Origin of the sequence: Cytobacillus solani (assembly GCF_006704205.1) — a bacterium.
Taxonomy (GTDB): Bacteria; Bacillota; Bacilli; order Bacillales; family Cytobacillaceae; genus Cytobacillus; species Cytobacillus solani.
Genome location: NZ_CP041305.1, coordinates 1,278,318 through 1,305,229, shown reverse-complemented (window position 1 = coordinate 1,305,229; position 26,912 = coordinate 1,278,318). Strand labels below are relative to the sequence as shown.

General features: G+C 40.6%; 24 protein-coding genes and 1 riboswitch. Of the genes, 22 read left to right on the top strand and 2 right to left on the bottom strand.

Going from position 1 to position 26,912, the window contains the following annotated elements; genetic code table 11:
• The first annotated feature begins 152 nt into the window (after window positions 1-152).
• The 14 genes from FI644_RS06560 to purD all read left to right on the top strand — a co-directional run bounded on the left by FI644_RS06560 (window position 153) and on the right by purD (window position 14,488).
• Window positions 153-698, top strand: a complete 546-nt coding sequence (locus tag FI644_RS06560; RefSeq protein ID WP_053479299.1) for a DUF2179 domain-containing protein — start codon at window positions 153-155, stop codon at window positions 696-698.
• Window positions 691-897 carry an NETI motif-containing protein gene (locus FI644_RS06555; RefSeq protein WP_053479298.1) on the top strand — a complete coding sequence of 69 codons (207 nt, stop codon included), beginning with the start codon at window positions 691-693 and terminating at the stop codon, window positions 895-897. The genes FI644_RS06560 and FI644_RS06555 overlap by 8 nt, the downstream gene beginning before the upstream one ends.
• A gap of 88 nt (window positions 898-985) precedes the next feature.
• A riboswitch (purine riboswitch) is annotated at window positions 986-1,087 on the top strand.
• A 262-nt stretch (window positions 1,088-1,349) separates the two neighbouring features.
• Entirely contained in the window at window positions 1,350-1,838 is a 489-nt protein-coding gene (gene purE, locus FI644_RS06550) for a 5-(carboxyamino)imidazole ribonucleotide mutase (RefSeq protein ID WP_053479297.1), read from the top strand.
• Window positions 1,825-2,979, top strand: coding sequence for a 5-(carboxyamino)imidazole ribonucleotide synthase (gene purK, locus FI644_RS06545; RefSeq protein WP_181758208.1), 1,155 nt, complete (start codon window positions 1,825-1,827; stop codon window positions 2,977-2,979). The genes purE and purK overlap by 14 nt, the downstream gene beginning before the upstream one ends.
• Window positions 2,980-2,982: 3 nt before the next feature.
• The gene (purB, locus tag FI644_RS06540; RefSeq protein WP_142108180.1) at window positions 2,983-4,275 is read left to right on the top strand and encodes an adenylosuccinate lyase; all 1,293 of its coding nucleotides are present in this window, start codon (window positions 2,983-2,985) and stop codon (window positions 4,273-4,275) included.
• 266 nt (window positions 4,276-4,541) lie between these two features.
• A complete protein-coding gene (purC, locus tag FI644_RS06535; RefSeq protein ID WP_053479295.1) occupies window positions 4,542-5,267 on the top strand; it encodes a phosphoribosylaminoimidazolesuccinocarboxamide synthase in 726 nt (241 codons plus the stop codon).
• Window positions 5,255-5,509 (top strand): phosphoribosylformylglycinamidine synthase subunit PurS, encoded by a 255-nt coding sequence (gene purS / locus FI644_RS06530; protein WP_053479294.1) that lies wholly within the window; start codon window positions 5,255-5,257, stop codon window positions 5,507-5,509. Before purC ends, purS begins: the two co-directional genes overlap by 13 nt.
• Window positions 5,506-6,192 (top strand): phosphoribosylformylglycinamidine synthase subunit PurQ, encoded by a 687-nt coding sequence (gene purQ, locus FI644_RS06525; protein WP_053479293.1) that lies wholly within the window; start codon window positions 5,506-5,508, stop codon window positions 6,190-6,192. The genes purS and purQ overlap by 4 nt, the downstream gene beginning before the upstream one ends.
• Complete coding sequence (gene purL, locus FI644_RS06520) at window positions 6,176-8,392, top strand: phosphoribosylformylglycinamidine synthase subunit PurL (RefSeq protein WP_142108179.1); 2,217 nt, start codon at window positions 6,176-6,178, stop codon at window positions 8,390-8,392. The genes purQ and purL overlap by 17 nt, the downstream gene beginning before the upstream one ends.
• A complete protein-coding gene (gene purF / locus FI644_RS06515; RefSeq protein ID WP_056682314.1) occupies window positions 8,377-9,792 on the top strand; it encodes an amidophosphoribosyltransferase in 1,416 nt (471 codons plus the stop codon). The genes purL and purF overlap by 16 nt, the downstream gene beginning before the upstream one ends.
• A 248-nt stretch (window positions 9,793-10,040) precedes the next feature.
• Window positions 10,041-11,078 (top strand): phosphoribosylformylglycinamidine cyclo-ligase, encoded by a 1,038-nt coding sequence (gene purM, locus FI644_RS06510; protein ID WP_053479290.1) that lies wholly within the window; start codon window positions 10,041-10,043, stop codon window positions 11,076-11,078.
• Complete coding sequence (gene purN, locus FI644_RS06505) at window positions 11,075-11,659, top strand: phosphoribosylglycinamide formyltransferase (protein ID WP_053479289.1); 585 nt, start codon at window positions 11,075-11,077, stop codon at window positions 11,657-11,659. Before purM ends, purN begins: the two co-directional genes overlap by 4 nt.
• Window positions 11,656-13,191 carry a bifunctional phosphoribosylaminoimidazolecarboxamide formyltransferase/IMP cyclohydrolase gene (purH, locus tag FI644_RS06500; RefSeq protein ID WP_053479288.1) on the top strand — a complete coding sequence of 512 codons (1,536 nt, stop codon included), beginning with the start codon at window positions 11,656-11,658 and terminating at the stop codon, window positions 13,189-13,191. The genes purN and purH overlap by 4 nt, the downstream gene beginning before the upstream one ends.
• 25 nt (window positions 13,192-13,216) lie before the next feature.
• Window positions 13,217-14,488 carry a phosphoribosylamine--glycine ligase gene (gene purD / locus FI644_RS06495; RefSeq protein WP_053479287.1) on the top strand — a complete coding sequence of 424 codons (1,272 nt, stop codon included), beginning with the start codon at window positions 13,217-13,219 and terminating at the stop codon, window positions 14,486-14,488.
• Here the strand turns inward: purD and FI644_RS27335 are convergent.
• Entirely contained in the window at window positions 14,466-14,579 is a 114-nt protein-coding gene (locus FI644_RS27335) for an EYxxD motif small membrane protein (protein ID WP_342668460.1), read from the bottom strand. The genes purD and FI644_RS27335 overlap by 23 nt on opposite strands.
• Before the next feature lie 55 nt (window positions 14,580-14,634).
• Complete coding sequence (locus FI644_RS06490) at window positions 14,635-14,919, bottom strand: YgaP family membrane protein (protein WP_053479286.1); 285 nt, start codon at window positions 14,917-14,919, stop codon at window positions 14,635-14,637.
• Window positions 14,920-15,090: 171 nt separating this feature from the next.
• Here FI644_RS06490 and FI644_RS06485 point away from each other — a divergent pair, with 171 nt between their 5' ends.
• The 8 genes from FI644_RS06485 to pruA all read left to right on the top strand — a co-directional run bounded on the left by FI644_RS06485 (window position 15,091) and on the right by pruA (window position 26,713).
• Window positions 15,091-16,833 (top strand): adenine deaminase C-terminal domain-containing protein, encoded by a 1,743-nt coding sequence (locus tag FI644_RS06485; RefSeq protein WP_056682322.1) that lies wholly within the window; start codon window positions 15,091-15,093, stop codon window positions 16,831-16,833.
• A 108-nt stretch (window positions 16,834-16,941) separates the two neighbouring features.
• Complete coding sequence (locus FI644_RS06480; RefSeq protein WP_056682325.1) at window positions 16,942-18,003, top strand: DUF3048 domain-containing protein; 1,062 nt, start codon at window positions 16,942-16,944, stop codon at window positions 18,001-18,003.
• Window positions 18,004-18,029: 26 nt separating this feature from the next.
• The gene (locus FI644_RS06475; protein ID WP_053479283.1) at window positions 18,030-18,341 is read left to right on the top strand and encodes a YerC/YecD family TrpR-related protein; all 312 of its coding nucleotides are present in this window, start codon (window positions 18,030-18,032) and stop codon (window positions 18,339-18,341) included.
• A 363-nt stretch (window positions 18,342-18,704) separates the two neighbouring features.
• The gene (gene pcrB, locus FI644_RS06470) at window positions 18,705-19,412 is read left to right on the top strand and encodes a heptaprenylglyceryl phosphate synthase (RefSeq protein ID WP_053479282.1); all 708 of its coding nucleotides are present in this window, start codon (window positions 18,705-18,707) and stop codon (window positions 19,410-19,412) included.
• A gap of 113 nt (window positions 19,413-19,525) precedes the next feature.
• Entirely contained in the window at window positions 19,526-21,751 is a 2,226-nt protein-coding gene (gene pcrA / locus FI644_RS06465; protein WP_053479281.1) for a DNA helicase PcrA, read from the top strand.
• 24 nt (window positions 21,752-21,775) lie between these two features.
• Complete coding sequence (gene ligA / locus FI644_RS06460; RefSeq protein WP_142108178.1) at window positions 21,776-23,782, top strand: NAD-dependent DNA ligase LigA; 2,007 nt, start codon at window positions 21,776-21,778, stop codon at window positions 23,780-23,782.
• Window positions 23,783-23,796: 14 nt separating this feature from the next.
• Window positions 23,797-24,945: a CamS family sex pheromone protein gene (locus tag FI644_RS06455; RefSeq protein ID WP_056682330.1), complete on the top strand. Its 1,149-nt coding sequence runs from the start codon at window positions 23,797-23,799 to the stop codon at window positions 24,943-24,945.
• A 220-nt stretch (window positions 24,946-25,165) separates the two neighbouring features.
• Window positions 25,166-26,713: an L-glutamate gamma-semialdehyde dehydrogenase gene (gene pruA, locus FI644_RS06450; RefSeq protein ID WP_053479278.1), complete on the top strand. Its 1,548-nt coding sequence runs from the start codon at window positions 25,166-25,168 to the stop codon at window positions 26,711-26,713.
• Window positions 26,714-26,912 lie beyond the last annotated feature (199 nt).

Sequence of the window (26,912 nt, the reverse complement as noted above, 5' to 3'; positions counted from 1 at the left end):
ATCGTTTCAAGAGCTATAAAACAGGTTAAAATAAATATATGACTAGTAAATTTTTTAAAAGGTACGCAAACACCCATTTATTCTATAAAATAAGAACTCACTGAGCCTTAGCTGCTAAGGATGAATCCATTACCCTAAAAGGAGGATTTTCATTGCTCGAAAATAGTTTTATAATGGTCGTGATAATTCTTGTGATCAATATCGTGTATGTTTCCTTTTTTACAATCAGGATGATTTTGACACTAAAAGGGCAAAGATATCTTGCGGCATTCATTAGCACAATTGAAGTGGTCATTTATGTGATTGGACTTGGGCTTGTTCTAGATAATCTAAATGAAATACAGAATTTGATTGCCTATGCCGTTGGTTATGGGATTGGTGTCATAGTTGGCATGAAGATTGAGGAGAAGCTTGCGCTTGGTTATATTACTGTAAATGTGATTACGAAGGAATATGATAAAGATGTTCCGAAGATGTTAAGGGATAAAGGGTATGGCGTAACAAATTGGGCTGCAAACGGTTTAGAAGGTGATCGAATGGCTCTGCAAATTTTAACGCCAAGAAAGTATGAATTAAAGCTTTACCAAACAATTAAAGAGCTAGACCCAAAGGCGTTTATTATCGCATACGAGCCTAAAACGATTCATGGCGGTTTCTGGGTGAAATCAGTAAAGAAAGGAAAGTTGTTTCGTGAGTAAGGAAAAACAGAAAATATTATTTGAGGTACAGGAAAATGAAACAATAGATATGTGCCTTGATCGAATAAAAAAAGCTGGCTATATGCCTGTAAAAAGAACGGAGAAGCCGATTTTTGAAGAAATTAAAAATGGTGCGACTGTAACCTATGAACCAGTAGGCCGGCAAATTATCTTCGAAGCGAAAGTTATCCAATCGTAAAACACGAACGATAGATGTATGACTTCTGTTAATGTTCGATTTTAGGTTGACATGACTCATATAAAGTTGATAAGATGAATATAGAAGTTAAAAATGAACTGAATACCCTCGTATAATAATGGGAATATGGCCCATAAGTTTCTACCCGATAACCGTAAATTATTGGACTATGAGGGAAAGTCGATAAGCCCGGCGAATGAAGAAAGTTATCCAATTGAAGTATGGATACTCTATTCATTATGCTTATTTGTGCCCGGTCAGATTACTTTCTCTCATTGTAGAAAGAGTCTGTCCGGGTTTTTTATATTGTACCGTAGATTAACGGGATGTAAGACCCCCACTTCAAGAAGTTGAGGGAACAAAAAATTCTAAGTGTGGGATCTAACAGCCGTAAATGCCCGGTTTCACTTTATTGAAAAATGATAGATTTATAGATGAACTGGAGGAGAATAATGGTGACAAAAGTAGCTGTAATCATGGGAAGCAAGTCAGACTGGGAAACAATGAAGCATGCTTGCAAGGTACTAGATGAGCTCGAAGTGGGATACGAAAAAAAGGTTGTTTCCGCACACCGCACTCCAGATTTAATGTTTTCATATGCGGAAAGTGCAAGAGGAAGAGGAATAAAGGTGGTTATTGCTGGAGCAGGTGGAGCTGCTCACCTTCCAGGAATGGTCGCTGCAAAAACAACCCTGCCCGTAATAGGGGTTCCTATTCAATCCAAGGCATTAAATGGTCTTGATTCTTTGTTATCTATTGTGCAAATGCCGGGGGGAGTTCCTGTAGCAACGGTAGCAATCGGAAAAGCTGGAGCAACGAATGCGGGATTGCTTGCTGCACAGATTATAGGTACACAAGATGCTATCATTGCTGACCGTTTAGAACAGAAAAGAGAGAATACAAAACAGGAAGTTTTAGAAAGTAGTGATGAACTTGTCTAATAAGGTCATTTTACCAGGCCAAACAATAGGGATTATTGGCGGGGGCCAGTTAGGGCGGATGATGGCGATTGCAGCCAAGGTCAATGGATTCAGAATTGCTGTGCTAGACCCCGCTGAGGATTCTCCGTGCGGGCAGGTTGCTGACTACAAGATTATTGGTGAGTATGACAGCCTTCATTCAATCCAAGAACTTGCAAAGATGAGTGATGTAATCACTTATGAATTTGAAAATATAAATGCAGAGGCTCTAAGCTGGTTATGCAGGAATGCCTATGTTCCACAAGGAACTGCTTTATTGGAAATTACTCAGGATCGCATACAAGAGAAGGCTGCTATCCAAAGTGCTGGCTTAGTGGTCGCACCATATGCCGTAATCGAAACGGAAGAGGCAATTTATGATAATATAGATAAGTTCGGGCTTCCAGCGGTATTAAAAACTTCCAGAGGCGGCTATGATGGAAAAGGTCAATATGTAATAAAAAGCAAAGAAGAGATAACAGAGGCAAAACAGCTTCTTAATCAAGGCATATGTGTTCTAGAAAAATGGATTCCCTTTGAAAAGGAGATTTCAGTAATTATTTGCCGAAACAGCAAAGCTGAAATAGCTGTGTTTCCAGTGGCAGAAAATATCCATAGAGAGAACATTCTTCATCAGACCATTGCGCCAGCAAGAGTAACAAGGCATGTTGAGGAACAAGCAGTACAAGCTGCTAAGCAGCTGGCAGAGAACTTGGAACTCGTTGGAACATTAGCAGTAGAAATGTTCCTGACCAAAGATGGTCAAATTTACATTAATGAGTTAGCTCCAAGACCTCATAATTCAGGACATTATTCGATCGAAGCTTGTGAAACTTCTCAATTTGAGCAGCATATTCGCGCGGTTTGTAATTGGCCGCTTGGACAAACGAGGCTATTAAAACCAGCAGTAATGGTAAATATATTAGGAGAACATCAGCAAGGAATCATTGATCAGATTCCTTCATTGTCCGACTGGAAAATTCATTTATACGGTAAAGAGGAAGCCAAGTATAAACGCAAAATGGGCCATGTCACGCTTTTACGTGATTCAGTTGAAGAGGCTTTGGCTGAAATGGTGAAAAGCAAGATATGGGCCGATGTGACAGAAAAGATCGGAGGATAAAACATGATTGAACGTTATACAAGACCAGAGATGGGGGCTATTTGGACAGAGGAAAACCGTTTTCAGGCATGGCTAGAAGTTGAAATTCTAGCATGTGAAGCTTGGGCAGAACTCGGTGACATTCCAAAGGAAGATGTCCAAAAAATCCGTGAAAAGGCATCATTTGATATTCAGCGAATTAAAGAAATTGAAGAAGAAACGAGACATGATGTTGTTGCTTTCACGCGTGCCGTGTCAGAAACACTTGGTGAAGAGCGCAAATGGGTTCACTACGGTTTAACATCAACGGACGTAGTAGATACCGCACTTTCCTACACAATTAAACAAGCAAATAACATTTTGTTAAAGGACTTAGAGCGTTTTGTTGAGATATTAAAAAATAAAGCAAAAGAGCATAAGCATACTGTTATGATGGGTCGTACACATGGGGTTCATGCGGAGCCGACTACTTTTGGATTAAAGCTTGCTCTTTGGTACGAGGAAATGAAGCGAAATCTTGAGCGTTTTAAAGAGGCAGCAGCAGGAGTAGAATATGGGAAGATTTCAGGGGCAGTTGGAACATACGCAAATATTGACCCATTTGTTGAAAAATATGTATGTGAAAAGCTCGGCCTGCAGCCTGCGCCAATTTCCACACAGACATTGCAGCGTGATCGTCATGCACATTATATGAGCACGATCGCACTCATTGCGACTTCCATTGAAAAATTTGCAACTGAAATTCGCGGCTTGCAAAAGAGTGAAACGCGTGAGGTAGAGGAGTTCTTTGCAAAGGGCCAAAAAGGCTCATCTGCCATGCCGCATAAACGCAACCCGATTAGTTCAGAGAATATGACAGGAATGGCAAGGGTCATTCGCGGGTACATGATGACAGCGTATGAAAATGTAGCATTATGGCATGAGCGTGATATTTCCCATTCATCTGCTGAAAGAATCATTCTTCCGGATGCAACAATTGCATTGAATTACATGCTGAACCGATTTGGCAATATTGTGAAGAACTTAACGGTCTTCCCGGAAAATATGAAACGCAATATGGATCGTACACTTGGTTTAATCTATTCCCAACGTGTTCTTCTTGCACTAATTGATAAAGGCTTAACTCGTGAAGAGGCATATGATACTGTTCAGCCTAAAGCAATGGAGGCATGGGAAAAACAAGTTCACTTCCGCAGTCTCATTGAGCAGGATGAAACAATCACTGCAAAGCTATCTTCAGCAGAAATTGATGATTGCTTTGACTATAACTATCATATCAAACATGTAGATACCATTTTTGATCGTTTAGGATTATAAGAAAAGCGGAAGCGCCTTGGTCATCGCCGTACAAACTGGAAGGACCGCGACTGAGATAAAGGAAACACGGTGAGCGAAAGCGAACCGATGTTGACTTATCATAGGGAGGGGGCTGAAGTTTGATAGGCGATAGGCGCTGGAGCTAGACAATTCTCTAACTCCAAAGTTATATTTTCGTATCTAATAAAAAATAAGAGGTAAGAGCATTTCTTACCTCTTTAATAAAAATAAAATTCCCAATCTTCTTAAAATAGGAGGCTTTCCAAGTGGAAAAAGGAACATTGTTATATGAAGGCAAGGCTAAAAAAATTTACGAAACAAACGATCAGCGTATTGTTTGGATTGAGTATAAAGATTCAGCAACTGCTTTTAACGGAGAGAAGAAGGCAAGCATTACCGGGAAAGGCCGTTTGAATAACGAGATTACTAGTTTGCTATTTTCGAAGATTCAAGAGCTTGGGATTGATTCCCACTTCATTAAAAAGGTTTCAGAAACGGAACAGCTTGTAAAAAAGGTAGAAATTATACCACTTGAAACGGTTGTCCGTAATATTTCCGCTGGAAGCTTTGCCAAAAGATTGGGAGTAGAAGAAGGCTCCCCACTCGTAAGGCCAATCGTAGAGTTTTATTTAAAAGATGATGTACTGGGAGATCCCCTTCTAACAGAGGACCATATTGAAGTCCTTCAGCTTGCCGGCAAAGATGACGTCGAAATTTTAAAAGAAAAGGCACTGAAAGTAAACGAAGTGTTATCTGATTTATTCAAAGAGCTAGGCATTCGCCTTGTCGACTTTAAGCTTGAATTTGGGAAAGACCAAGATGGACATATTCTGCTAGCTGACGAAATTTCGCCTGATACGTGCAGGCTTTGGGATATTCAAACGAATGAGAAGCTAGATAAGGATGTATTCCGCAGAGACCTGGGTAATTTGACAGATGCTTATGAAAATATTCTAGCCAGACTGGGAGGCCAATCAGTATGTACAAAGTAAAGGTATTCGTCACATTAAGAGAAAGTGTGCTAGATCCTCAAGGAACAGTAGTGAAAAGCTCGCTCCATTCGCTAAATTATCAGGAAGTTACAGATGTCCGTATCGGTAAATACATGGAATTGACGATTGAAAAGTCTGATCGGCCAATTGATGAAGCAGTGAAGGAAATGTGTGAACGTTTACTAGCCAATGTTGTCATTGAAGATTACCGTTATGAAATTGAGGAGGCTGTTGCTCAGTGAGATTTGCGGTCATAGTTTTTCCTGGATCCAATTGTGACGTCGACATGTATCATGCTGTGAAGGATGAGCTTGGTGCTGAAGTGGAATATGTTTGGCATGACAGAGAAAGCTTAGATGAGTATGACGGCATTCTTCTTCCCGGAGGCTTTTCTTACGGGGATTATCTCCGCTCCGGTGCGATTGCTCGCTTTAGCAATGTAATGAAAGAGGTTGTGAAAGCCGCAGAAGCAGGAAAGCCAGTTTTAGGCATCTGCAATGGCTTTCAAATTTTATTAGAAGCAGGACTTCTGCCCGGTGCAATGAGAAGAAATGAGAGCTTGAAGTTTATTTGCCGCCAAGTAGAATTGACGGTTGAAAATAACCATACGATGTTTTCGTCTGCATATGAAAAAAATGAAGTGATTACAATCCCTATCGCCCACGGTGAAGGCAACTATTATTGTGATGAAGAAACACTGGCTAAATTGAAGGCTAACAACCAAATTGTTTTCACTTATAACGGCAGCAATCCAAATGGTAGTTTAGAAGATATTGCGGGTATCATCAATGAAAAGGGAAATGTTCTTGGAATGATGCCGCACCCTGAAAGAGCAGTGGATGAGCTTTTAGGAGGAGCAGATGGCTTGAAACTTTTTCAATCGATCGTAAAACAATGGAGGGAAGCACATGTCGTTAATGCTTGAACCAAATCCAGAACAATTAAAGGCACAGAAGGTATACAAAGAAATGGGATTGTCGGATGAAGAATTTGCGATGATTGAAAAGATTCTCGGGCGTCTGCCAAATTATACAGAAATTGGTCTGTTTTCTGTTATGTGGTCCGAGCACTGCAGCTATAAAAATTCCAAGCCAGTCTTAAAAAAGTTCCCAACTACCGGTGAGAAGGTACTCCAAGGACCGGGAGAAGGTGCAGGGATTGTTGATATCGGTGACGGGCAGGCTGTTGTTTTTAAGATTGAAAGCCATAACCACCCTTCAGCAATCGAGCCTTATCAAGGAGCGGCTACAGGAGTTGGCGGAATTATCCGTGATGTCTTTTCAATGGGTGCACGTCCTGTTGCTATGCTTAATTCCTTACGCTTTGGGGAGCTGGACAATGCACGTACGAAGTATCTGTTTAAAGAAGTGGTTGCTGGTATTGCAGGGTATGGAAACTGTATTGGGATTCCGACAGTCGGCGGGGAGATACAATTTGAATCAGCCTATGAGGGTAACCCATTAGTCAATGCGATGTGTGTAGGATTAATTGACCATAAGGATATTCAAAAAGGCCAGGCACATGGTGTTGGCAATACAGTGATGTATGTAGGAGCAAAAACCGGACGTGATGGAATTCATGGAGCGACTTTCGCTTCTGAGGAATTAACCGATCAATCAGAGGAAAAGCGTCCTGCTGTTCAAGTAGGTGATCCCTTCATGGAGAAGCTTTTACTTGAAGCGTGTCTTGAACTCGTGAAGTCAGATGCCCTAGTGGGTATTCAAGATATGGGAGCAGCGGGTCTGACAAGCTCATCAGCTGAAATGGCGAGTAAGGCAGGATCAGGCATTGAAATGAATCTCGACTTTGTTCCTCAGCGAGAAACAGGCATGACTGCTTATGAAATGATGCTCTCTGAATCACAGGAGAGAATGTTAATTGTCGTTAAAAAAGGCAGGGAGCAAGAAATTGTGGATCTGTTCTCCAAGTACGATCTTGAAGCGGTAGCAATAGGCAGGGTTACAGATGATAAAATGCTTCGCCTTATCCATAACGGAGAAATCGTAGCAAATGTTCCTGCGGATGCTCTTGCTGAAGAGGCACCTGTCTACCATAAACCATCTCGTGAACCTGAATATTATCGTGAGTTTCAAGCAATGGAAAATGAAATTCCTGCAGTTGCTGATTATAAGGAAACGCTGATCAAATTGCTTCAGCAGCCGACGATTGCAAGCAAAGAGTGGGTATATGATCAGTACGATTATATGGTCCGTACGAATACAGTGGTTGCTCCAGGATCTGATGCTGCAGTGATTCGAATTCGCGGAACACGGAAAGGCCTAGCAATGACAACGGATTGCAATTCACGTTATATGTACTTAGATCCGGAAACAGGCGGCAAGATTGCTGTCGCAGAAGCGGCTAGAAATATTGTTTGTTCAGGCGGAGAGCCTTTGGCTATAACGGATAACTTGAATTTCGGAAATCCAGAAAAGCCAGAAATATTCTGGCAGATTGAAAAGTCAGCTGATGGAATTAGTGAAGCCTGCCGTACTTTAAAGACTCCTGTCATCGGCGGAAATGTATCGTTATATAACGAAACAAATGGAGCAGCTATTTATCCTACACCCGTTATTGGGATGGTCGGTCTTGTTGCAGATATAGAGCATGTGACAACTCAAAGCTTTAAATCAGCTGGAGATCTTATTTATCTGTTAGGAGAAACGAAGGATGAGTTTGGCGGCAGTGAACTGCAAAAGCTCACATATGGCAAGATATTTGGGAAAGCACCCGAGCTTGATTTAGAAAAAGAAGCCAAGTTCCAAAATCAAGTATTACAAGCCATTCGTGAGGGTCTGATTGTTTCTGCTCACGATGTCGCTGAGGGTGGATTGGCTGTTGCTGCTTCGGAGAGTCTTATAAGTTCGGATGGCCTTGGTGCAAATATAAAAATTGCGGGTAATACAGTATCTGCATTGTTCAGTGAATCCCAATCCCGATTCTTGCTATCAGTGAAAAAAGAGCATCAGCAAGCGTTTGAAAGCTTAGTAGATGCTAGGCTAATTGGAGAAGTCACAGATTTGCCTGTCCTTCAAATTTCTTCAGAGGAAGGGCTAGTGCTTGCCGAGCAGGTTGAAGTATTGAAAGAAGCCTGGAAAGGAGCAATCCCATGCTTGCTGAATTAAAAGGATTGAATGAGGAATGTGGCATCTTTGGTGTTTGGGGACATCCTGAAGCTTCGCAAATTACTTATTACGGGCTTCATAGTCTGCAGCACCGTGGCCAAGAAGGTACAGGTATTGTTGTAACAGATGGTGTGAAATTGAAGGGGAAAAAAGGAGAGGGGCTTGTTTCAGAAATTTTCACTTCTGAAGCGATTCAGGAACTGGAAGGAAACGCTGCTATCGGACACGTGAGGTATGCCACAGCAGGAGGCGGCGGTTATGAAAATGTCCAGCCGCTGCTGTTCAATTCTCAAAGCGGGAGCCTTTCTCTTTGCCATAATGGGAATTTAATTAATGCCACTGCATTACGGAGTCAGCTCGAGGCTCAAGGAAGCATTTTTCAAACAAGCTCGGATACAGAGGTGCTGGCTCATTTAATTAAACGTGGAGGGTTCTCTTCCTTTAAAGATAGGGTGAAAAATGCACTATCTATGGTTAAGGGTGCTTATGCCTTTCTCATTATGACGGAAACAGAATTGATGGTAGCACTAGATCCGAACGGGATGAGACCACTTTCTTTAGGGAAAATTGGCGATGCCTATGTTGTTGCATCAGAAACATGTGCCTTTGACATCGTTGGAGCCGAATTTGTGCGCGATGTGCTGCCGGGTGAATTGCTTATTATTGATGATCAAGGATTCCGTTCAGAAATGTTTGCATTTGCTTCTAATATCGCCATGTGCACAATGGAATATATCTATTTTTCTCGTCCAGACAGCAATATTAATGGAATTAATGTTCATACAGCAAGGAAAAATCTTGGAAAACAATTAGCCATCGAGGTTCCAGTTGAGGCAGATGTTGTCACAGGTGTTCCAGATTCCAGCATATCGGTTGCGATTGGCTATGCCGAGGCATCTGGGATTCCGTACGAAATGGGACTAATCAAAAATAAATATGTTGGCCGTACATTCATTCAGCCTTCCCAATCGTTAAGGGAGCAGGGGGTGAAAATGAAGCTTTCTCCTGTTCGAGGTGTGGTGGATGGAAAAAGAGTCATTATGGTAGATGATTCCATTGTCCGCGGGACGACAAGCAGAAGAATCGTTTCTATGCTTAAAGAAGCAGGTGCAACAGAGGTACATGTATTAATTAGTTCACCGCCCATTAAAAATCCTTGTTTCTATGGGATTGATACTTCTACAAAAGAAGAGCTGATTGCTGCTAACCATTCAGTTGAAGAAATTAGAGAGATAATCGGTGCAGATACACTCACTTTTCTTAGTGTAGAGGGCATGGTAGAAGCGATCGGACGAAAGGAAGACGGGGAAACACGCGGCTCATGCCTTGCATGCTTTACTGGAAAGTATCCAACGGAGATCTACCCTGTCTCTTCAGAGGATAAGGTTCCTACTGTTTAATGACATATGAAAAGGAAAGCGGCATTGGCAAGATGTCGTTTTTCTTTTCAAAAAGTGCAAAAACATAAAGTTGGAGAATTGTCTAGCGCAAGCGGACTATAACTATCAAACTTCAGGTCTCCTCCCTACGATAAGTCAACATCGGTTCGCTCACGCTCACCGTGTTTCCTTTATCGAAAGGAAGAGCTCCTCCAGTTTGTACGGCGATGATCAAGGCGCTTGCGCTGTTCTTATAGGAGGAAAATATAATGGCGAATGCTTATAAGCAAGCCGGTGTGGACATTGAAGCTGGTTACGAAGCGGTTTCCCGTATGAAAAAACATGTGCAAAAGACCATCCGCCCAGGGGTGCTTGGTGGTTTAGGCGGTTTTGGGGGTATGTTTGATCTATCTGTCTTAAATTTAAAGGAGCCTATACTTGTTTCAGGTACGGACGGTGTCGGAACGAAATTGATGCTTGCCTTTCAGATGGATAAACACGATACAATCGGGATTGATGCAGTTGCAATGTGTGTAAATGATATTGTTGTACAAGGTGCAGAGCCTTTGTATTTCTTAGATTATATTGCATGTGGAAAAGCAGAACCAGCTAGAATTGAGGCCATTGTTAAGGGGATTTCTGAAGGCTGTGAACAGGCGGGCTGTGCACTTGTTGGTGGAGAAACGGCGGAAATGCCAGGCATGTATAGTGAGGAAGAATATGATCTCGCTGGGTTTTCTGTTGGTGCCTGTGAAAAATCACGGCTGGTTGATGGTACAAATATTCAGTCAGGTGATGTATTAATTGGTCTAGCTTCCAGTGGTATTCATAGCAACGGATACTCGCTTGTAAGAAAGCTATTTTTTGAGAAAGCAAATATAGCATTAACAGAGTACGTGGATGAATTAGGCTGCACGTTAGGGGAAGAGCTGCTGCGGCCGACAAAAATCTATGTGAAATCGATTTTATCAGCCTTGGATAAGTTTCCTATTAAAGGAATGGCCCATATTACTGGCGGTGGTTTTATTGAAAATATCCCCCGTATGCTGCCTGAGGGATTAGGTGCTGAACTGATTGAGAGCAACTGGGAGGTGCCAGCTGTTTTCAGGCTGATGGAGGAAATTGGCGGGCTGGATCGTAAGGAAATGTACAATATTTTTAATATGGGAACAGGTATGGTCATTGCAGTAGATGAGGCAAGAGCAAATGAAGTGATGGCACATTTTAATAGCTTAGGTGAAAAAGCTTATGTCATTGGTAAAGTAGTAGAGAAACCAGATGTTGAAATATATAGGGGTACCCTATGAAAAATATCGCCATATTTGCTTCCGGGACCGGCACAAACTTTCAGGCGATTGTAGATGCTGTAAAGACAGATAAGCTATCTGCAGTTATTAAGCTGCTCGTCTGTGATCGCCAAGACGCATACAGCATTGAGAGAGCGATAAAAGAAAAAATCCCATCGTTTGTATTTACGGCAAAAGAGTATGCAAGTAAAGAAGAGTACGAGACAGAGATTTTACAGAGATTAAAAGAATTAGAGATTGATTATGTCGTCCTGGCAGGCTATATGCGCTTAATCGGTCCAACGCTTCTTAAAAACTACGAGGGCAGGATTATTAATATTCATCCTTCTCTTTTGCCTGCCTTTCCGGGAAAGGATGCCATCGGCCAAGCGCTTAAAGCAAAGGTGAAGGAGAGCGGTGTATCCATTCATTTCGTTGATGAAGGGATGGATACTGGTCCAATTATTGCACAGCAATCTGTTTCGCTGAGTGAAAATGAAACAATTGAAAGTCTCCAAGCCAAAATACATGAAATTGAACATAAATTATACCCGCAAGTATTGCAGCGATTATTTACAACTAGTCAGGAGGATAACAAATGAAAAAAAGAGCGCTTATCAGTGTGTCCGATAAACAAGGTGTAACGGCATTCGCCAAGCAATTAAGTGAGCAAGGCTATGAAATTATCTCGACTGGCGGTACGAAAAAGGCATTGGAAGAAAGTGGCGTTCCTGTAATCGGAGTGAGTGATGTAACGGGGTTCCCAGAAATTCTAGAAGGGCGAGTAAAAACTTTAAATCCAATGATTCACGGGGGGCTTCTGGCTAAGTTTGATGAGCCTGCCCATAAGGCACAGCTTGAAGAACATCATATTGAGCCTATCCAAATTGTCTGTGTTAACTTATATCCTTTCCAGCAAACGATCGCTAAACCAGATGTAACGGTAGAAGATGCGATTGAAAATATTGATATCGGCGGACCTGCCATGCTGCGAGCATCAGCTAAAAATCATGAGCATGTAACTGTAGTTGTGGATCCAGCAGATTACGAAACGGTTCTATCTCAATTAAAAGCTGAAGGTGGAGTTGAAAAGGAAACCCGCAGGAAGCTTGCCGCAAAGGTTTTTCGTCATACAGCAGCATATGATGCGATGATTGCAGACTATATGACAAACCTTGTAAACGAAGAAGTGCCAGAAAAGCTTACAGTTACTTTTGAACGAAAGCAATCACTAAGATACGGAGAGAATCCGCATCAAAAGGCAGCTTTCTATCGTAAGCCCCTTGGTTCTGAATTTTCAATTGCTAACGCAGAGCAGCTGCATGGAAAAGAGCTTTCCTATAATAACATTAATGATGCCGATGCTGCCCTGCAAATCGTTAAAGAGTTTACGGAGCCTGCCGCTGTAGCTGTGAAGCATATGAATCCATGTGGAATTGGCAGCGGAACAACCGTTTATGATGCGTTTTCAAAGGCGTTTGCAGCTGATCCGGTTTCTATTTTTGGCGGAATTATCGCTTTTAATCGGGAGGTTGATGAAGAAACGGCCAGAAAGCTGTATGAAATCTTCCTTGAAATCATTATTGCCCCAGCCTTTACAAAAGAAGCACTGGCTATATTAACTGGGAAAAAGAATCTTCGTTTATTAACTATCCCTTTTCCTACAAGTGGAAAGGAAGAAATAAGACTTACTTCGGTTGAAGGCGGATTGCTTGTTCAGCAATATGATCAATACACATTGGATCATGCTAACGTATCTGTGCCAACAAAGAGGGAGCCTTCTGAGGAGGAATGGAAGGCGCTCAAGCTAGGCTGGAAAGTCGTAAAACACGTGAAATCAAATGCAATTGTCGTGAATAATGCAGACATGACGCTTGGGATTGGAGCTGGCCAAATGAACCGAGTAGGTGCTGCAAAAATTGCCCTTGAACAGGCAGGCGAAAAGGCTGCTGGAGCGGTTATGGCATCTGATGCTTTCTTTCCAATGAATGACACCGTTGAAGCAGCAGCAAAGGCAGGCATTACAGCAATCATTCAGCCAGGCGGCTCTGTAAGAGACGAGGATTCGATCAAAAAAGCAGACGAGTACGGAATTGCTATGGTTTTTACAGGGGTAAGGCACTTTAAGCATTAATCGAATCTTTGGGGGTGTGCCAGAAATGAAGGTATTAGTCATTGGCAGAGGCGGCCGTGAGCACGCAATCTGCAGAAAGCTATTTGAAAGTCCAACAGTAGAGCGAGTATTTGTAGCACCCGGAAATCCAGGAATGGAAGATGTCTCTCAGTTAGTGGATATTCAGGAAAGTGACCAAGAAAGGCTAGTCCATTTTGCGAAAGAAAATGACATTGGTTTAACGGTAATTGGCCCAGAAGTTCCTTTATTAGCTGGGATTGTAGATCATTTTCAGAGTGAGAGATTGACCGTTTTCGGTCCGAAAAAAGAGGCAGCTGTTATAGAAGGAAGTAAATCCTTCGCCAAGGAATTAATGAAAAAGTATGGGATTCCAACGGCTGAGTATGCGGTATTTTCTAACTATGAGGAAGCTCTTGCTTACTTGGAAGAAAAAGGTGCACCGATTGTCATTAAAGCAGATGGCTTAGCAGCTGGAAAAGGAGTCACTGTTGCGATGACAATGGAGGAAGCGAGAGATAGCCTTAAGGAAATGCTCTTAGATGAAAGATTCGGCAACGCTTCTACAACAGTCGTCATGGAGGAATTTTTAACAGGTGAGGAAATTTCTCTTATGGCTTTAGTGAACGGAGAAGTCGTCATTCCACTTGAAATTGCTCAAGATCATAAGCGCGCATATGATGGGGATTTAGGCCCTAATACAGGCGGAATGGGTGCCTATTCACCTGTACCGCATATAAGTAATGAGATTATTAAAGAGGCTGTGAAAACAATTCTGCAGCCAACTGCTAAAGCTCTTGTCCAAGAAGAAAGAGAATTTTGCGGAGTTTTATATGCCGGATTAATTATTACAGAATCTGGACCGAAAGTAATTGAGTTTAATGCACGATTTGGAGATCCCGAAACACAGGTAATCCTTCCAAGAATGAAATCTGATTTGGCTGACGTGTTGCTAGCAGTTATCAATGGAAATACACCTGAAATCATTTGGGATGAAGAAGTTATGCTTGGTGTTGTTGCAGCTTCAGTCGGATACCCAGACGAATACCAAAAAGGTGCCGTACTGGAAGGGCTAGATGAAATAAATTCCGATGTTTACGTATTCCATGCGGGGACCGACAAAAATAATCTAGGACTTTTTCTCACAAATGGCGGACGTGTCCTATTAGCTGGTGCAAAGGCAAAGACACTGGAAGAAGCGCAAAACAAGGTGTATGCTCAATTGAAAAAAGTCCATTGCACAGGCATCTTTTATCGTAAGGATATTGGGCATCGGGCTATTCAGCACGCCCTTTATTAGATTTTCGAATAAATACAAATAGCAAAGCAACGATACTGCCAATCAACGCAATCAATACAAATGACATATCAGTTAAATACTCCCAAAACATATGAATCGCTCCTTTTTATGAAGCCCCCAATTGATGGGGGCTATTTTGAATACACTTACGAAGGGTTATATGGAAAGATATCGCTGATTTCGATATCTTCCCCGTTCCCATTTTGGTTCATTGAACCAAGAAGTTCTTGTCTATTTTCAAAAAGAGCGGTTATTGGGCAAAAACGGACAATTCCTTCAGCCACCTTCATTGCTCCAAGAAATGCTAGGATCATGTATGATTCACGCCAAGGTTTTTTCGTAAGCTTTGCTGTACTGCAAGCCACTAGTGTGAGCCCACAAGTAATGCGGATTAATGCATTGACAATCCCGATATTCGGTTTGATATTCATTCCTTTACCCTCCTCTTGAATATTTCATAAACTTTTCTATTTCTTTAATGCGTTAAATAGTGAATTATGGTAATATAAAACAAACTATGAAAGGGCTTTCTTGTTTGATTTATAGCCATTTTAACTAATAACAAATACAGATAAATAAAGAAACTAGAGGGAGGGATTCTTGTGCTGGAACAGCGTTACCGTTGGAAAAACAAATATTTACGTGATCATGTTTCTGTATTAGATGGAAAACTTTCCCCGACGCTATTACTGAAAAATGCACGTTATCTTAATCAAGCATTTCGTAAGTGGATGACGGCAAATATTTGGATATATAATGACCGCATCGTTTATGTGGGGGAAATGCTGCCTGTAACCATCAAAAATTGTGAAGTTGTGGATTGTGAAGGCTTAATGCTTGTTCCAGGTTATATAGAGCCCCATGCCCACCCGTTTCAATTATATAATCCCCATTCGTTTGCGAGCTATGCATCTCAGTTTGGTACAACGACGCTAATTAATGATAATATGGTCCTTGCATTGCAGATGGATAAAAATAGAGCGTTCTCTTTTTTAAGTGAATTAAGGAATCTTCCTTCAACTATGTATTGGTGGTGCAGATTTGATGCACAAACAGAAATTCAAAATGAAGAGGTGATCTTTTCTCATCGGAATGTAAAATCATGGCTTGAACATGAGGCTGTTCTTCAGGGAGGAGAACTGACAGCCTGGCCGAAATTATTAGCTGGCGATGACTTAATGCTTCATTGGATACAGGAAGCGAAGAGAATGAGAAAGAAAATTGAAGGCCATTTTCCGGGTGCATCAGAAAAAACGTTGGCAAAATTAATGCTGCTTGGGGCAGATTGTGATCATGAAGCGATGACCGGGAAGGAAGTATATAACCGGTTAATGCAAGGCTACACCGTATCTTTACGATATTCTTCGATCCGTCCAGATTTGCCGGTACTTCTGGATGAAATGCATGAGCTTGGAATTGATTATTATGATCAAATGATTTTTACAACGGATGGTTCTTCCTCTTCCTTCTATGAGCAGGGAATGATTGATCATATGATTCGGATTGCGATTGAAAAGGGTGTTCCGGTGATTGATGCCTATAATATGGGGACGATTAATATTGCTCGTTATTATCAAATCAATCATCTTCATGGAGCGATTGCAACCGGAAGAGTGGCGAATATAAATTTCCTTTATTCTGAAACAGACCCGACACCCATTTCCGTACTGGCTAAGGGGAAATGGGTGAAAAAGGATGGACTGCCATTGGATGCTTATCCCGATATTTCTTGGGGAGATAAGGGGTTTGAACCTTTAACGATAAATTGGAATCTTTATCCGGAAGATTTGCAGTTCTCAATGCCATTCGGGATAAAAATGGAAAACGCAGTCATTACAAAACCATATTCCATATCGATTGATGCCTCAGTTGATCGGTTGAATGATACGAACGATGAATGTTTTTTCGTGTTAATTGATAAAAATGGCCGATGGCGGATGAATACATTATTAAAGGGATTTGCTGATCGTTTAGATGGTTTAGCGAGCTCGTTTTCTAATACTGGTGATATTATACTAATCGGCAAAAACAAGGAAGACATGATGAAGGCTTTTTATCGAATGAAGGAGCTTGGAGGAGGCATCGTTGTTTCTGACAAAGGGGAAATTGTTCAAGAAATTCCTCTAAAAGTCAAAGGTGTAATGTCTGATCAAAAAGTTGAAACGTTAATTGAACAAGAAAAGAAACTTCTTGTCTATTTGAGAGAAAGAGGCTATCAATTTTCTGATCCGATTTATTCACTTTTATTTTTTTCATCCACTCATTTGCCGTATATTCGGATCACTCAGCAAGGAATGTATGATGTGATGAATAAAACAGTACTCTTTCCAACGATAATGCGTTAAAATATAAAAGAGTTTGATGATTTACCAATACGTATCATGAAATTGATTCATTAATTTTGCAACATATTCAGCTTAAATAAACGACGAGATCAAATACCGAGGTGCTCTATGTTTAATAGATGGATGGCTGTTTCAATTGCTGTCTTACTCTTAATTGCAGGCTGCAGCAAAAATGATCATACAGCCGTTGAAAATGAAGATGAATTGAATGAGATTCCGGAAGAAGAATCTATTGTGGATTCTAGTGAAGAAGATCTTCCTTATCAATTTCCGTTAACTGGTGTTGGGACAGAAAGTAAATCGGATAGCCGAGCGGTTGCGGTTATGATCAATAATGATCCGAAAGCCCGTCCGCAATCAGGACTTGAGAAAGCAGATATCGTTTATGAATTATTGGCGGAAGGAAATATAACGCGATTTCTTGCTATTTACCAGAGTGAACAGCCAGAGAAAATTGGTCCTATACGAAGCGCAAGGGATTATTATATTGAGTTAGCAAAAGGGTATGACAGTCTATATATTGCCCATGGGTATAGTCCAGAGGCGAAGGATATGCTTGATAAAGGCTATATTGATAACTTAAATGGGATTACCTATGATGGAACACTTTTTAAGCGTGCAAGTTTCCGGAAGGCTCCTCATAATTCTTATATTTCATTTGAAAATATCCTTAAGGGAGCAGAGAAAAGAAGCTATGAAATGGATGATGCACCATCTGCGCTTACTTTCTTGAATGAAAGTGAGTTAGAAAATCTAAATGGAGAAGAAGCACTATCGGTTATGGTATCCTATTTTAACAGCAATATTTTTAATTCCATTTATGAATATGATGAAGAGCTTGAAAAGTATAAACGGTATACAAATGGAGAACTGACTAAGGACTATGAGTCCGAAGAGCCAGTATTGCTGGATAATATTTTTATTGTCGAAACTGATCATAAAGTGATTGATAATGCAGGGCGCAGAAAGATTGATTTAACTTCAGGCGGCAGGGCGTATTTACTTCAAAAAGGGAAATGGAAAGAAGTAAAATGGGAAAATGTCGATGGGAAAATTCTGCCTGTCATAAATGGAAAACAAGCAGGGCTTGTACCCGGAAGGACTTGGATTAATATCATTCCTTCAAGCCCTGGTCTTGAACAAACGGTTTCTTTTGATGTAAAGGAATAGTAATTTTATACAAAGGGGATACATGCATGCAAATTGATAAACTAAGAGGAAAAGAACTCGATCAGCTTTTTAATTCAATTTTGTCATTAAATGATTTAGAAGAATGCTATCGTTTCTTCGATGATTTATGTACGGTCAATGAGATTCAATCCCTTGCCCAGCGGCTAGAGGTTGCCCGCATGCTCCGCGAAGGGAAAACCTATCATAAAATTGAAACAGAAACTGGAGCAAGTACAGCAACAATTTCTCGCGTCAAGCGCTGCTTAAACTACGGAAATGACGCATATGAAATGGCATTAGAACGGATAAAGAAAGAAGATGCAGAAACAGCAGAATAATTTATGGGTAGGACAGACTTGCAAAGGTGAAGTCAGTTTATAAATGTCTGTTAGCAGGTTAAGCGAAGAAAGCTTGGAACATTCGTTGTTTCAGGCTTTTTTGATTTTCTTGTAAACCCATAGAAAAAGGTCACTCATAATAGGAATGAAGACCAAAATTGCTCAGGCCGCCGAAAAAAAGTCTTTCATAAGTGAGAGGAAGTCCCAACTTGAACCGTACATCATACAGGTTAAAGAACCACCCCTTCCTGCCAGTTCCTCTTATGATTGTCAGTGCAAATCAAGGCGTCTGCGCTTTACTTTTTTCATCATTATACTAATGATATAATGGTGAAATGGAATGATAGAATGGGGGAAGTATGGATGTATAATGTCCGCGAGTGGCGACATGTGTTTAAACTCGATCCGAATAAAAGTATTTCTGATGAACACTTAGAAATGATTTGTGAATCAGGAACAGATGCGATAATTGTTGGTGGAACGGATGGCGTTACTTTAGAAAAGGTGCTTGATTTAATGTCACGAGTCCGCAGGTATACAGTTCCTTGCGCACTTGAGGTATCTGCGATTGATTCAATTACACCAGGATTTGATTTCTACTTTATTCCGACTGTTTTAAATAGTACGGATACAAAATGGATTACAGGGCTTCATCATGAGGCAGTTAAAGAATTTGGCGAAGTGATGAATTGGGAAGAAATTTTAGTCCAAGGCTATTGTATTCTTAATGAAGAGTGCAAGGCAGCCCAACTTACGAATGCGAAGACAGCATTATCAATAGATGAGGTTAAAGCATATGCGATGATGGCAGAAAAAATGTTCCAGCTGCCGATTTTTTATCTAGAATATAGTGGAACATATGGCGATCCAGCAACAGTATCTGAAGTGAAAAAAATATTAGAGAAGACTACTTTGTTTTACGGCGGTGGGATTGAAACAGCAGAGCAGGCGAAGGAAATGGCTGCGGCTTCAGATGTCATAGTCGTTGGAAACATTATATATACAGATGTAAGTGCTGCACTTAAAACAGTACCCGCAGTAAAAAGTACACCTCTCGGACAAATTAGTTAGGTTTGTGTGTGAGAAATTTTATAAAAAAACTCTTTTATAGAACTTGATTCGTAATAGAAGAAGATTTAGAATCAATTCAAGAACATATGTTTGTATGGTGGTGAAGAAAGTCGATGAATTATTTATCAGATAAACTATTAAATGGATTGAATCCACAGCAGCAGCATGCGGTAAAGGCAACAGATGGCCCCCTTTTGATCATGGCAGGGGCAGGCAGTGGAAAGACAAGAGTATTAACTCATCGAATCGCTTATTTAATGGTTGAAAAAGGGGTAAACCCTTATAATATTTTGGCGATTACTTTTACAAATAAAGCGGCAAGAGAGATGAGAGAACGGATTCAAAGAATGATGGGTGGAGCAGCGGATGAAATTTGGATTTCTACCTTTCACTCGATGTGTGTACGAATTTTAAGAAGAGATATTGATCGGCTTGGTTTTAACCGGAATTTCACAATTCTCGATACGACGGATCAGCAATCAGTTATTAAATCAATATTAAAGGATAAAAACCTTGATCCGAAAAAGTTTGATCCTCGTGCAATACTCGGATCAATCAGCTCAGCAAAAAATGAGTTAACAACACCTGAGGAATTCGCAAAAACGGCAGGCGACTATTTTCAGAATGTAATCAGTGATGTGTATACTGAATACCAGAAAAGATTGAGAAGAAATCACGCATTAGATTTCGATGATCTAATTATGACAACGATTCAGTTATTTCAGCGGGTGCCAGAAGTACTTGAATATTATCAGCGCAAATTCCAGTATATTCACGTGGATGAGTATCAGGATACGAACAGGGCTCAATATATGCTTGTAAAGTTTCTTGCTGCACGTTTTAGAAATCTTTGTGTTGTTGGTGATTCAGACCAATCCATTTATCGCTGGCGAGGGGCCGATATTGCCAACATCCTCTCATTTGAGAAGGATTACTCAAATGCACAGGTCATTTTGCTCGAGCAAAACTACCGTTCCACCAAAAGAATTCTTCAAGCAGCCAATGAAGTCATCGGAAGGAATATGAATCGAAAGCCGAAAAATCTTTGGACGGAGAATTTGGAAGGAAATAAAATCTTCTATTACCGAGCAGATAGTGAACAAGGTGAGGCACAATTTGTTGTTGGAAAAATTAAAGAATTGATGCGTGAAGGGAATCGAAATCTATCTGATATCGCCATTTTATATCGAACGAATGCACAATCACGTGTGATGGAGGAAGTGCTTCTAAAATCGAATATGGAGTACTCAATTGTTGGCGGAATCAAGTTCTATGATCGAAAAGAGATTAAGGATATTCTTGCCTACTTGCGTTTAATTGCCAATCCTGATGATGATATCAGCCTTCAAAGGATCATTAATGTACCAAAGCGTGGAATCGGCTCTGGTTCCATTGATAAGATTGCCAATTTCGCTTTGCTCCATGAAATGACAATGTTTGATGCGCTGGATTCAATCGATCTAATTGGTCTAAGTCCAAAAATAACAAAAGCAGCAGCTGAATTTAGAGATCTAATCAAAAGTTATACTCGAATGCAGGAATACCTTTCTGTAACAGAGCTTGTCGAGGAAATATTGGAGAAATCAGGCTACAGAGAAATGCTTGTTGCGGAAAAATCAATTGAAGCGCAGAGCCGACTTGAAAACCTGGAAGAATTTCTTTCCGTGACTAAAAATTTTGAAGAAGGCAGTGAAGACAAAAGCCTTGTTGCTTTTTTAACCGATTTGGCACTTGTCGCAGATATTGATAAGTTAGATGATGATGGAGAAAAAGCGGATGCAGTTGTACTAATGACCCTTCATTCAGCAAAAGGACTGGAATTCCCAGTTGTCTTTTTAATTGGTTTAGAGGAAGGGGTATTTCCTCACAGCCGCTCTTTAATGGAAGAAGCGGAAATGGAAGAAGAGCGCCGTCTCGCCTATGTAGGAATCACAAGAGCGGAGGAAGAACTGTTTATTACAAACGCTCAGATGCGTACATTGTTCGGACGAACAAATATGAATCTGCCATCACGCTTTATTAAAGAAATTCCTGAAGAACTATTAGACGGCGTGCAGCCTGCTCAAAAAACTGCTTCACCTTTTGGAGCTTCATCATTTGGCACTGCATCTTCAAGACAGCCGCAAAGAAAGCCAGTTATTCGCCCTGCGATGAATACAACTGGCGGGGATGAACTCGGCTGGAAGGTTGGCGATAAGGCAGTTCACGGCAAATGGGGAACAGGGACAGTTGTTAGTGTTAAAGGAGATGGAGAGAGCACCGAACTTGATATTGCTTTTCCAAAACCAATCGGCATTAAAAGGTTACTGGCTAAATTTGCACCGATTACAAAAGGCTAATGTTATCTAGAAAGGGTTGGATATATGGACCTTCAGACTGCTGAAATAAAAGTAAAAGAATTACAAACATTGCTCAATCAATATAATTATGAGTACCATGTCCTTGACCAGCCATCTGTTCCGGATTCAGAATATGACCGGCTGCTTAAAGAACTGATAGAAATAGAAACTCAATATCCTGAACTGAAAACGACAGATTCTCCAACTCAGCGTGTTGGTGGAGAAATCCTTGATATGTTCGAGAAGGTACAGCATCAATCTCAAATGCTAAGTCTGGGAAATGCCTTTAATGAACAGGATCTTAGGGACTTTGATCGTCGAGTTCGACAGTCTGCAGGGGAAAATGTTTCATATGTATGTGAATTGAAGATCGATGGATTAGCAGTTTCCCTGCGCTATGAAGAGGGCTTATTTGTCCTCGGGGCAACGCGCGGAGATGGCTCAATAGGTGAAAATATTACTGCAAATTTACGAACCATTCGTTCCATTCCTTTGCGCTTAAATAAAGATCTATCCATGGAAGTACGTGGAGAAGCATTTATGCCGAAACGTTCTTTCGAGGCTTTAAATAAGCTGAAGGCTGAAAAAGGAGAGGATGCCTTTGCAAATCCTCGAAATGCTGCAGCAGGTTCTTTAAGACAGCTGGATCCGAGAATAGCAGCATCAAGAAATCTTGATGTGTTTCTATATGGAGTGTCAGATACAGGTGAGACAGGTGTTGAATCCCATAGTGAGGCACTGGATTTATTAGATACACTTGGCTTCAAGACAAATAAAGAACGGAAAAAATGCGCAAATATAGAAGAAGTCCTGGAATTTATCGAAAAATGGACAAGCGAGCGGCCAAACCTCGTGTATGATATTGATGGGATCGTAATCAAAGTAGATTCTCTTGATCAGCAGCAGGAGCTTGGGACAACAGCGAAAAGTCCGCGCTGGGCCATTGCCTATAAGTTTCCTGCAGAAGAAGTCGTCACGACTTTAAAGTCGATCGAGTTGAGTGTGGGCAGAACAGGTGTGATTACTCCTACTGCGATTCTTGAGCCTGTACGTGTAGCAGGAACAACGGTTCAACGTGCCTCCCTTCATAATGAAGATCTTATTCGTGAGAAGGATATCAAAATGGGTGATCAAGTGGTTATAAAAAAAGCTGGGGATATTATTCCAGAGGTAGTCAATGTTTTAGCAGAACGCAGAACAGGAGAAGAAGTTGAGTTTCACATGCCAACTCACTGCCCGGAATGCGAAAGTGAACTCGTCCGTTTGGATGGCGAGGTTGCTCTGCGCTGTATAAATCCGAAGTGTCCTGCACAAATACGAGAAGGTTTAATCCACTTTGTATCCCGCAATGCAATGAATATTGACGGTCTTGGTGAAAAAGTAATCAGCCAGTTATTTTCCAAAAATCTAATACAGGATGTAGCTGACCTATATAAGCTTACCTTTGAACAGCTTATTGGGCTTGAACGCATGGGTGAAAAATCTGCAAATAATCTGCTGGAAGCAATAGAAGCCTCCAAGGTTAATTCTCTTGAAAAGCTATTATTTGGTCTGGGGATTCGACATGTAGGCGCGAAAGTAGCCAAAACATTGGCCCAGCAATTTGTACAGATGGATGAATTAATGAATGCAGGCTACGAACAATTAACGGCAATTAATGAAATAGGGGAGAAAATGGCGGATTCCATTGTCAGTTATTTTGAATTGGAAGAAGCAAGAGCGCTGATAGATGAATTGAAAGCTGCGGGAGTCAACATGGAATATACCGGGCCAAAGCGTGTATCCATAGAGCAATCAGAATCGATTTTTGCCGGAAAGACAGTCGTGCTTACTGGAAAGTTAGAGAAGCTGAAGAGAAATGAAGCAAAGGACAAAATCGAAGCTCTAGGCGGCAATGTATCTGGTAGTGTCAGCAAGAAAACAGATATTGTTATCGCTGGTGAAGATGCAGGATCAAAGCTTGCAAAAGCACAGGAATTAGGAATTGAGATTTGGGACGAGGAGAGACTGATTGAAGAATTAAATGTGTAAGAGGTGGAAATGCCATGAAGAAAATAATAATGCTATCTCTGTCTCTTGTTCTTCTGCTTACAGGCTGTGCGCCGAACTTTAATAAGCAGGAGGAGGTCGTTCAGGATAAAGGAGACGCAAAAGAGAAAGCGATCATACCAAACTACAAAATTTCAGATAATTACTATCAAACAATTCTGCCTTTCAAACCAAGTAAGTCAAGAGGGCTTGTCGTTAATAATATTAATTCGAAATTTAATCTTACTGAATTTGAGACAGGGCTAATGAGAGTGGCTCAGAATATGTATGATACAGATAAATATGTATTTCAAGAAGGGCAATTTATAGAAAGCGATCAAGTACGTCTTTGGCTAAATCGCAAGTATTCGGCTGCACAATTAAAGGAAAAAAAATTAGAGGAAGAAGACAACCTCGGTCTTAATCCTCTTGATAATGGAAAAGAAGAAACACCAAAATATCTTGCACATATTTTAGAGCATGATTATTATGAGAAAATTGAAGAGGGAAAATATAAATTAGGTGGAGTAGTTGTTGGTCTAGCCTTGAACTCGGTATATTATTATCAAAAAGTTCAATTCGGCGCTTGGTATGAAACGAAAATTGATCATGCAGAGCTAGAAAAAGAAGGAAAAAAGCTTGCCGATGAAGTATTAAAGCGATTACGTAAAATAGATAAATTAAAGGATGTTCCTATTACAATTGCTTTATTTGAACAACAAAGCAGGACATCCGTTGTTCCGGGTACTTTCTTTACCTATGCGAATGCAGAAAAGGGAAGTGCCAATCTTGGAGGCTGGGAAAAGGTAAATGAGAAATACCTCCAATTCCCATCAACAGAAGCATCGGAGAGCTATCGAGACGATGCAAATGCTTTTCTCAATTTTAAACAGGATGTAGAAGCCTATTTTCCTAATTTTAATGGAGTAATAGGGAAGGCTTTTTATGCAGATGGACAACTTCAGGAGCTTAATATTAGTATTCCTATTCAATTCTATGGAAAAGCAGAAGGAATTGGCTTCACACAATATGTGACCGCCCTTGTTGTGAAGCATTTTCCTGCTTATATTTCTGTGCAAGTGGAAATTTCATCAGTGAATGGTCCAGAAGGGCTTATTGTCCGTAAAGCAGATCAAAACGAGCCATTTGTTCATATATATCAATAAGAAAATTGGAGATAATATGACTGATTGTAAGAATCACACTATTATCTCCAATTATTAGTGTAGTATAGTATTCATTTACACAGAATGTTTGAAGTAGTGAAATGAAACATGATAAGATAAGCTTGTTGGATTGGGAGCCTTTTTAAGAGATATACTAATACTTAAAAGGGATAGCATCTGGTAAAAAGGGTGTAGTATTAATACATAGGAGGCGGAAACTTTGGTACAACCATACAAACATGAACCATTTACTAATTTTAAATTGGAAGAAAATCACCAAGCCTATTTAACTGGTTTAAAAACAGTTGAAAGTTATTTGGGAAAGGATTACGATCTAGTGATCGACGGAGAGCGCATCTCTACAGAAGACAAAATCGTATCTTATAATCCTGCTAATAAAACAGAAGTAATTGGCCGTGTGTCTAAAGCCAACCGTGATCTTGCTGAAAAAGCGATGCAAGCTGCAGTAGAAGCGTTTAAAACGTGGAAAAAAGTAAAAGCAGAAACACGTGCGGACGTTTTATTCAAAGCAGCTGCCATCATTCGCCGCCGCAAGCATGAGTTCTCTGCCCTTTTAACAAAAGAAGCAGGAAAGCCTTGGAATGAAGCGGATGCAGATACAGCGGAAGCGATTGATTTCCTTGAATTCTATGCGCGACAAATGCTAAACATTAAAGACGGAGTGCCTGTAAACAGCCGTCCAAATGAATATAACCGTTATGACTATATTCCGTTAGGAGTAGGAATCATTATTTCTCCTTGGAACTTCCCGCTTGCGATTATGGCTGGAACAACGGTTGCCGCAATCGTAGCAGGGAATACCGTTCTTCTAAAACCAGCTTCTACAACACCAGTTGTTGCTGCGAAATTCGTTGAAGTGATGGAAGAAGCAGGTCTTCCGAAGGGCGTTCTAAACTTTGTACCTGGAAGTGGTGCAGAGGTTGGGGATTACCTAGTAGACCATAAGGATACACGTTTCATTAGCTTTACGGGGTCTCGTGATGTTGGTCTTCGTATTTTCGAACGTGCATCTAAATTAAGCGAAGGCCAAGTTTGGATGAAGCGTGTCATTGCAGAAATGGGCGGAAAAGACACAATCGTTGTCGATAAGGAAGCAGATCTTGAGCTAGCTGCAACTTCAATCGTTGCATCTGCATTTGGCTTCTCTGGACAAAAATGCTCTGCGTGTTCTCGTGCAGTCATCGTTGAAGATGTGTACGATCAAGTGTTAAATCGTGCCGTTGAATTAACAAATGAATTAACACAAGGGGATCCAACTGATCCGAATAACTACATGGCTACAGTAATAGACCAAAGTGCATATAATAAAATCATGAGCTACATCGAAATTGGCAAAAAAGAAGGAAAGCTAATGACAGGTGGAGAAGGAGACGACTCCAAAGGCTACTTCATTAAGCCAACTATTTTTGCAGACCTTGACCCAGAAGCTCGCATTATGAAAGAAGAAATCTTTGGCCCTGTCGTTGGATTTACAAAAGCGAAGGATTTCGATCATGCGATTGAAATTGCGAACAACACAGAATATGGTCTAACAGGAGCAGTTATCACAAATAATCGTAAGAATATCGAAAAAGCACGTGAAGATTTCCATGTCGGTAACCTTTACTTCAACCGTGGATGTACAGGTGCAATCGTTGGATACCAGCCATTTGGCGGCTTCAATATGTCAGGAACAGATTCAAAAGCAGGCGGACCTGACTACATCCAGCTTCACATGCAAGCGAAAACAACTTCTGAAATGTTCTAATAGAAAACAAATAGATGAAAGAGTGATTTGCCTTAGGCAGATCACTCTTTTTTTGTTCCTATCGAAGAATGTCGAATTAAATTTCTGAAAATTTTAAAATTAACTGTTCCAAAAATATCGTTGTTGTTATACAATAAATAACATAGTTTGATAACTGTATTATAACAACAAAGATGTTCATTCCTTAAATGAACCCATA

Coding starts and splice junctions, on each gene's coding strand:
- purB (WP_142108180.1), top strand. CDS start 2,983: ATGATTGAACGTTATACAAGACCAGAGATGGGGGCTATTTGGACAGAG.
- FI644_RS06490 (WP_053479286.1), bottom strand. CDS start 14,919: ATGAATATCAAACCGAATATCGGGATTGTCAATGCATTAATCCGCATT.
- purM (WP_053479290.1), top strand. CDS start 10,041: ATGGCGAATGCTTATAAGCAAGCCGGTGTGGACATTGAAGCTGGTTAC.
- purH (WP_053479288.1), top strand. CDS start 11,656: ATGAAAAAAAGAGCGCTTATCAGTGTGTCCGATAAACAAGGTGTAACG.
- purF (WP_056682314.1), top strand. CDS start 8,377: ATGCTTGCTGAATTAAAAGGATTGAATGAGGAATGTGGCATCTTTGGT.
- purL (WP_142108179.1), top strand. CDS start 6,176: ATGTCGTTAATGCTTGAACCAAATCCAGAACAATTAAAGGCACAGAAG.
- pcrB (WP_053479282.1), top strand. CDS start 18,705: ATGTATAATGTCCGCGAGTGGCGACATGTGTTTAAACTCGATCCGAAT.
- purE (WP_053479297.1), top strand. CDS start 1,350: ATGGTGACAAAAGTAGCTGTAATCATGGGAAGCAAGTCAGACTGGGAA.
- purK (WP_181758208.1), top strand. CDS start 1,825: ATGAACTTGTCTAATAAGGTCATTTTACCAGGCCAAACAATAGGGATT.
- FI644_RS06475 (WP_053479283.1), top strand. CDS start 18,030: ATGCAAATTGATAAACTAAGAGGAAAAGAACTCGATCAGCTTTTTAAT.
- FI644_RS06480 (WP_056682325.1), top strand. CDS start 16,942: ATGTTTAATAGATGGATGGCTGTTTCAATTGCTGTCTTACTCTTAATT.
- pcrA (WP_053479281.1), top strand. CDS start 19,526: ATGAATTATTTATCAGATAAACTATTAAATGGATTGAATCCACAGCAG.
- purS (WP_053479294.1), top strand. CDS start 5,255: ATGTACAAAGTAAAGGTATTCGTCACATTAAGAGAAAGTGTGCTAGAT.
- purN (WP_053479289.1), top strand. CDS start 11,075: ATGAAAAATATCGCCATATTTGCTTCCGGGACCGGCACAAACTTTCAG.
- purD (WP_053479287.1), top strand. CDS start 13,217: ATGAAGGTATTAGTCATTGGCAGAGGCGGCCGTGAGCACGCAATCTGC.
- FI644_RS27335 (WP_342668460.1), bottom strand. CDS start 14,579: ATGTTTTGGGAGTATTTAACTGATATGTCATTTGTATTGATTGCGTTG.
- ligA (WP_142108178.1), top strand. CDS start 21,776: ATGGACCTTCAGACTGCTGAAATAAAAGTAAAAGAATTACAAACATTG.
- FI644_RS06455 (WP_056682330.1), top strand. CDS start 23,797: ATGAAGAAAATAATAATGCTATCTCTGTCTCTTGTTCTTCTGCTTACA.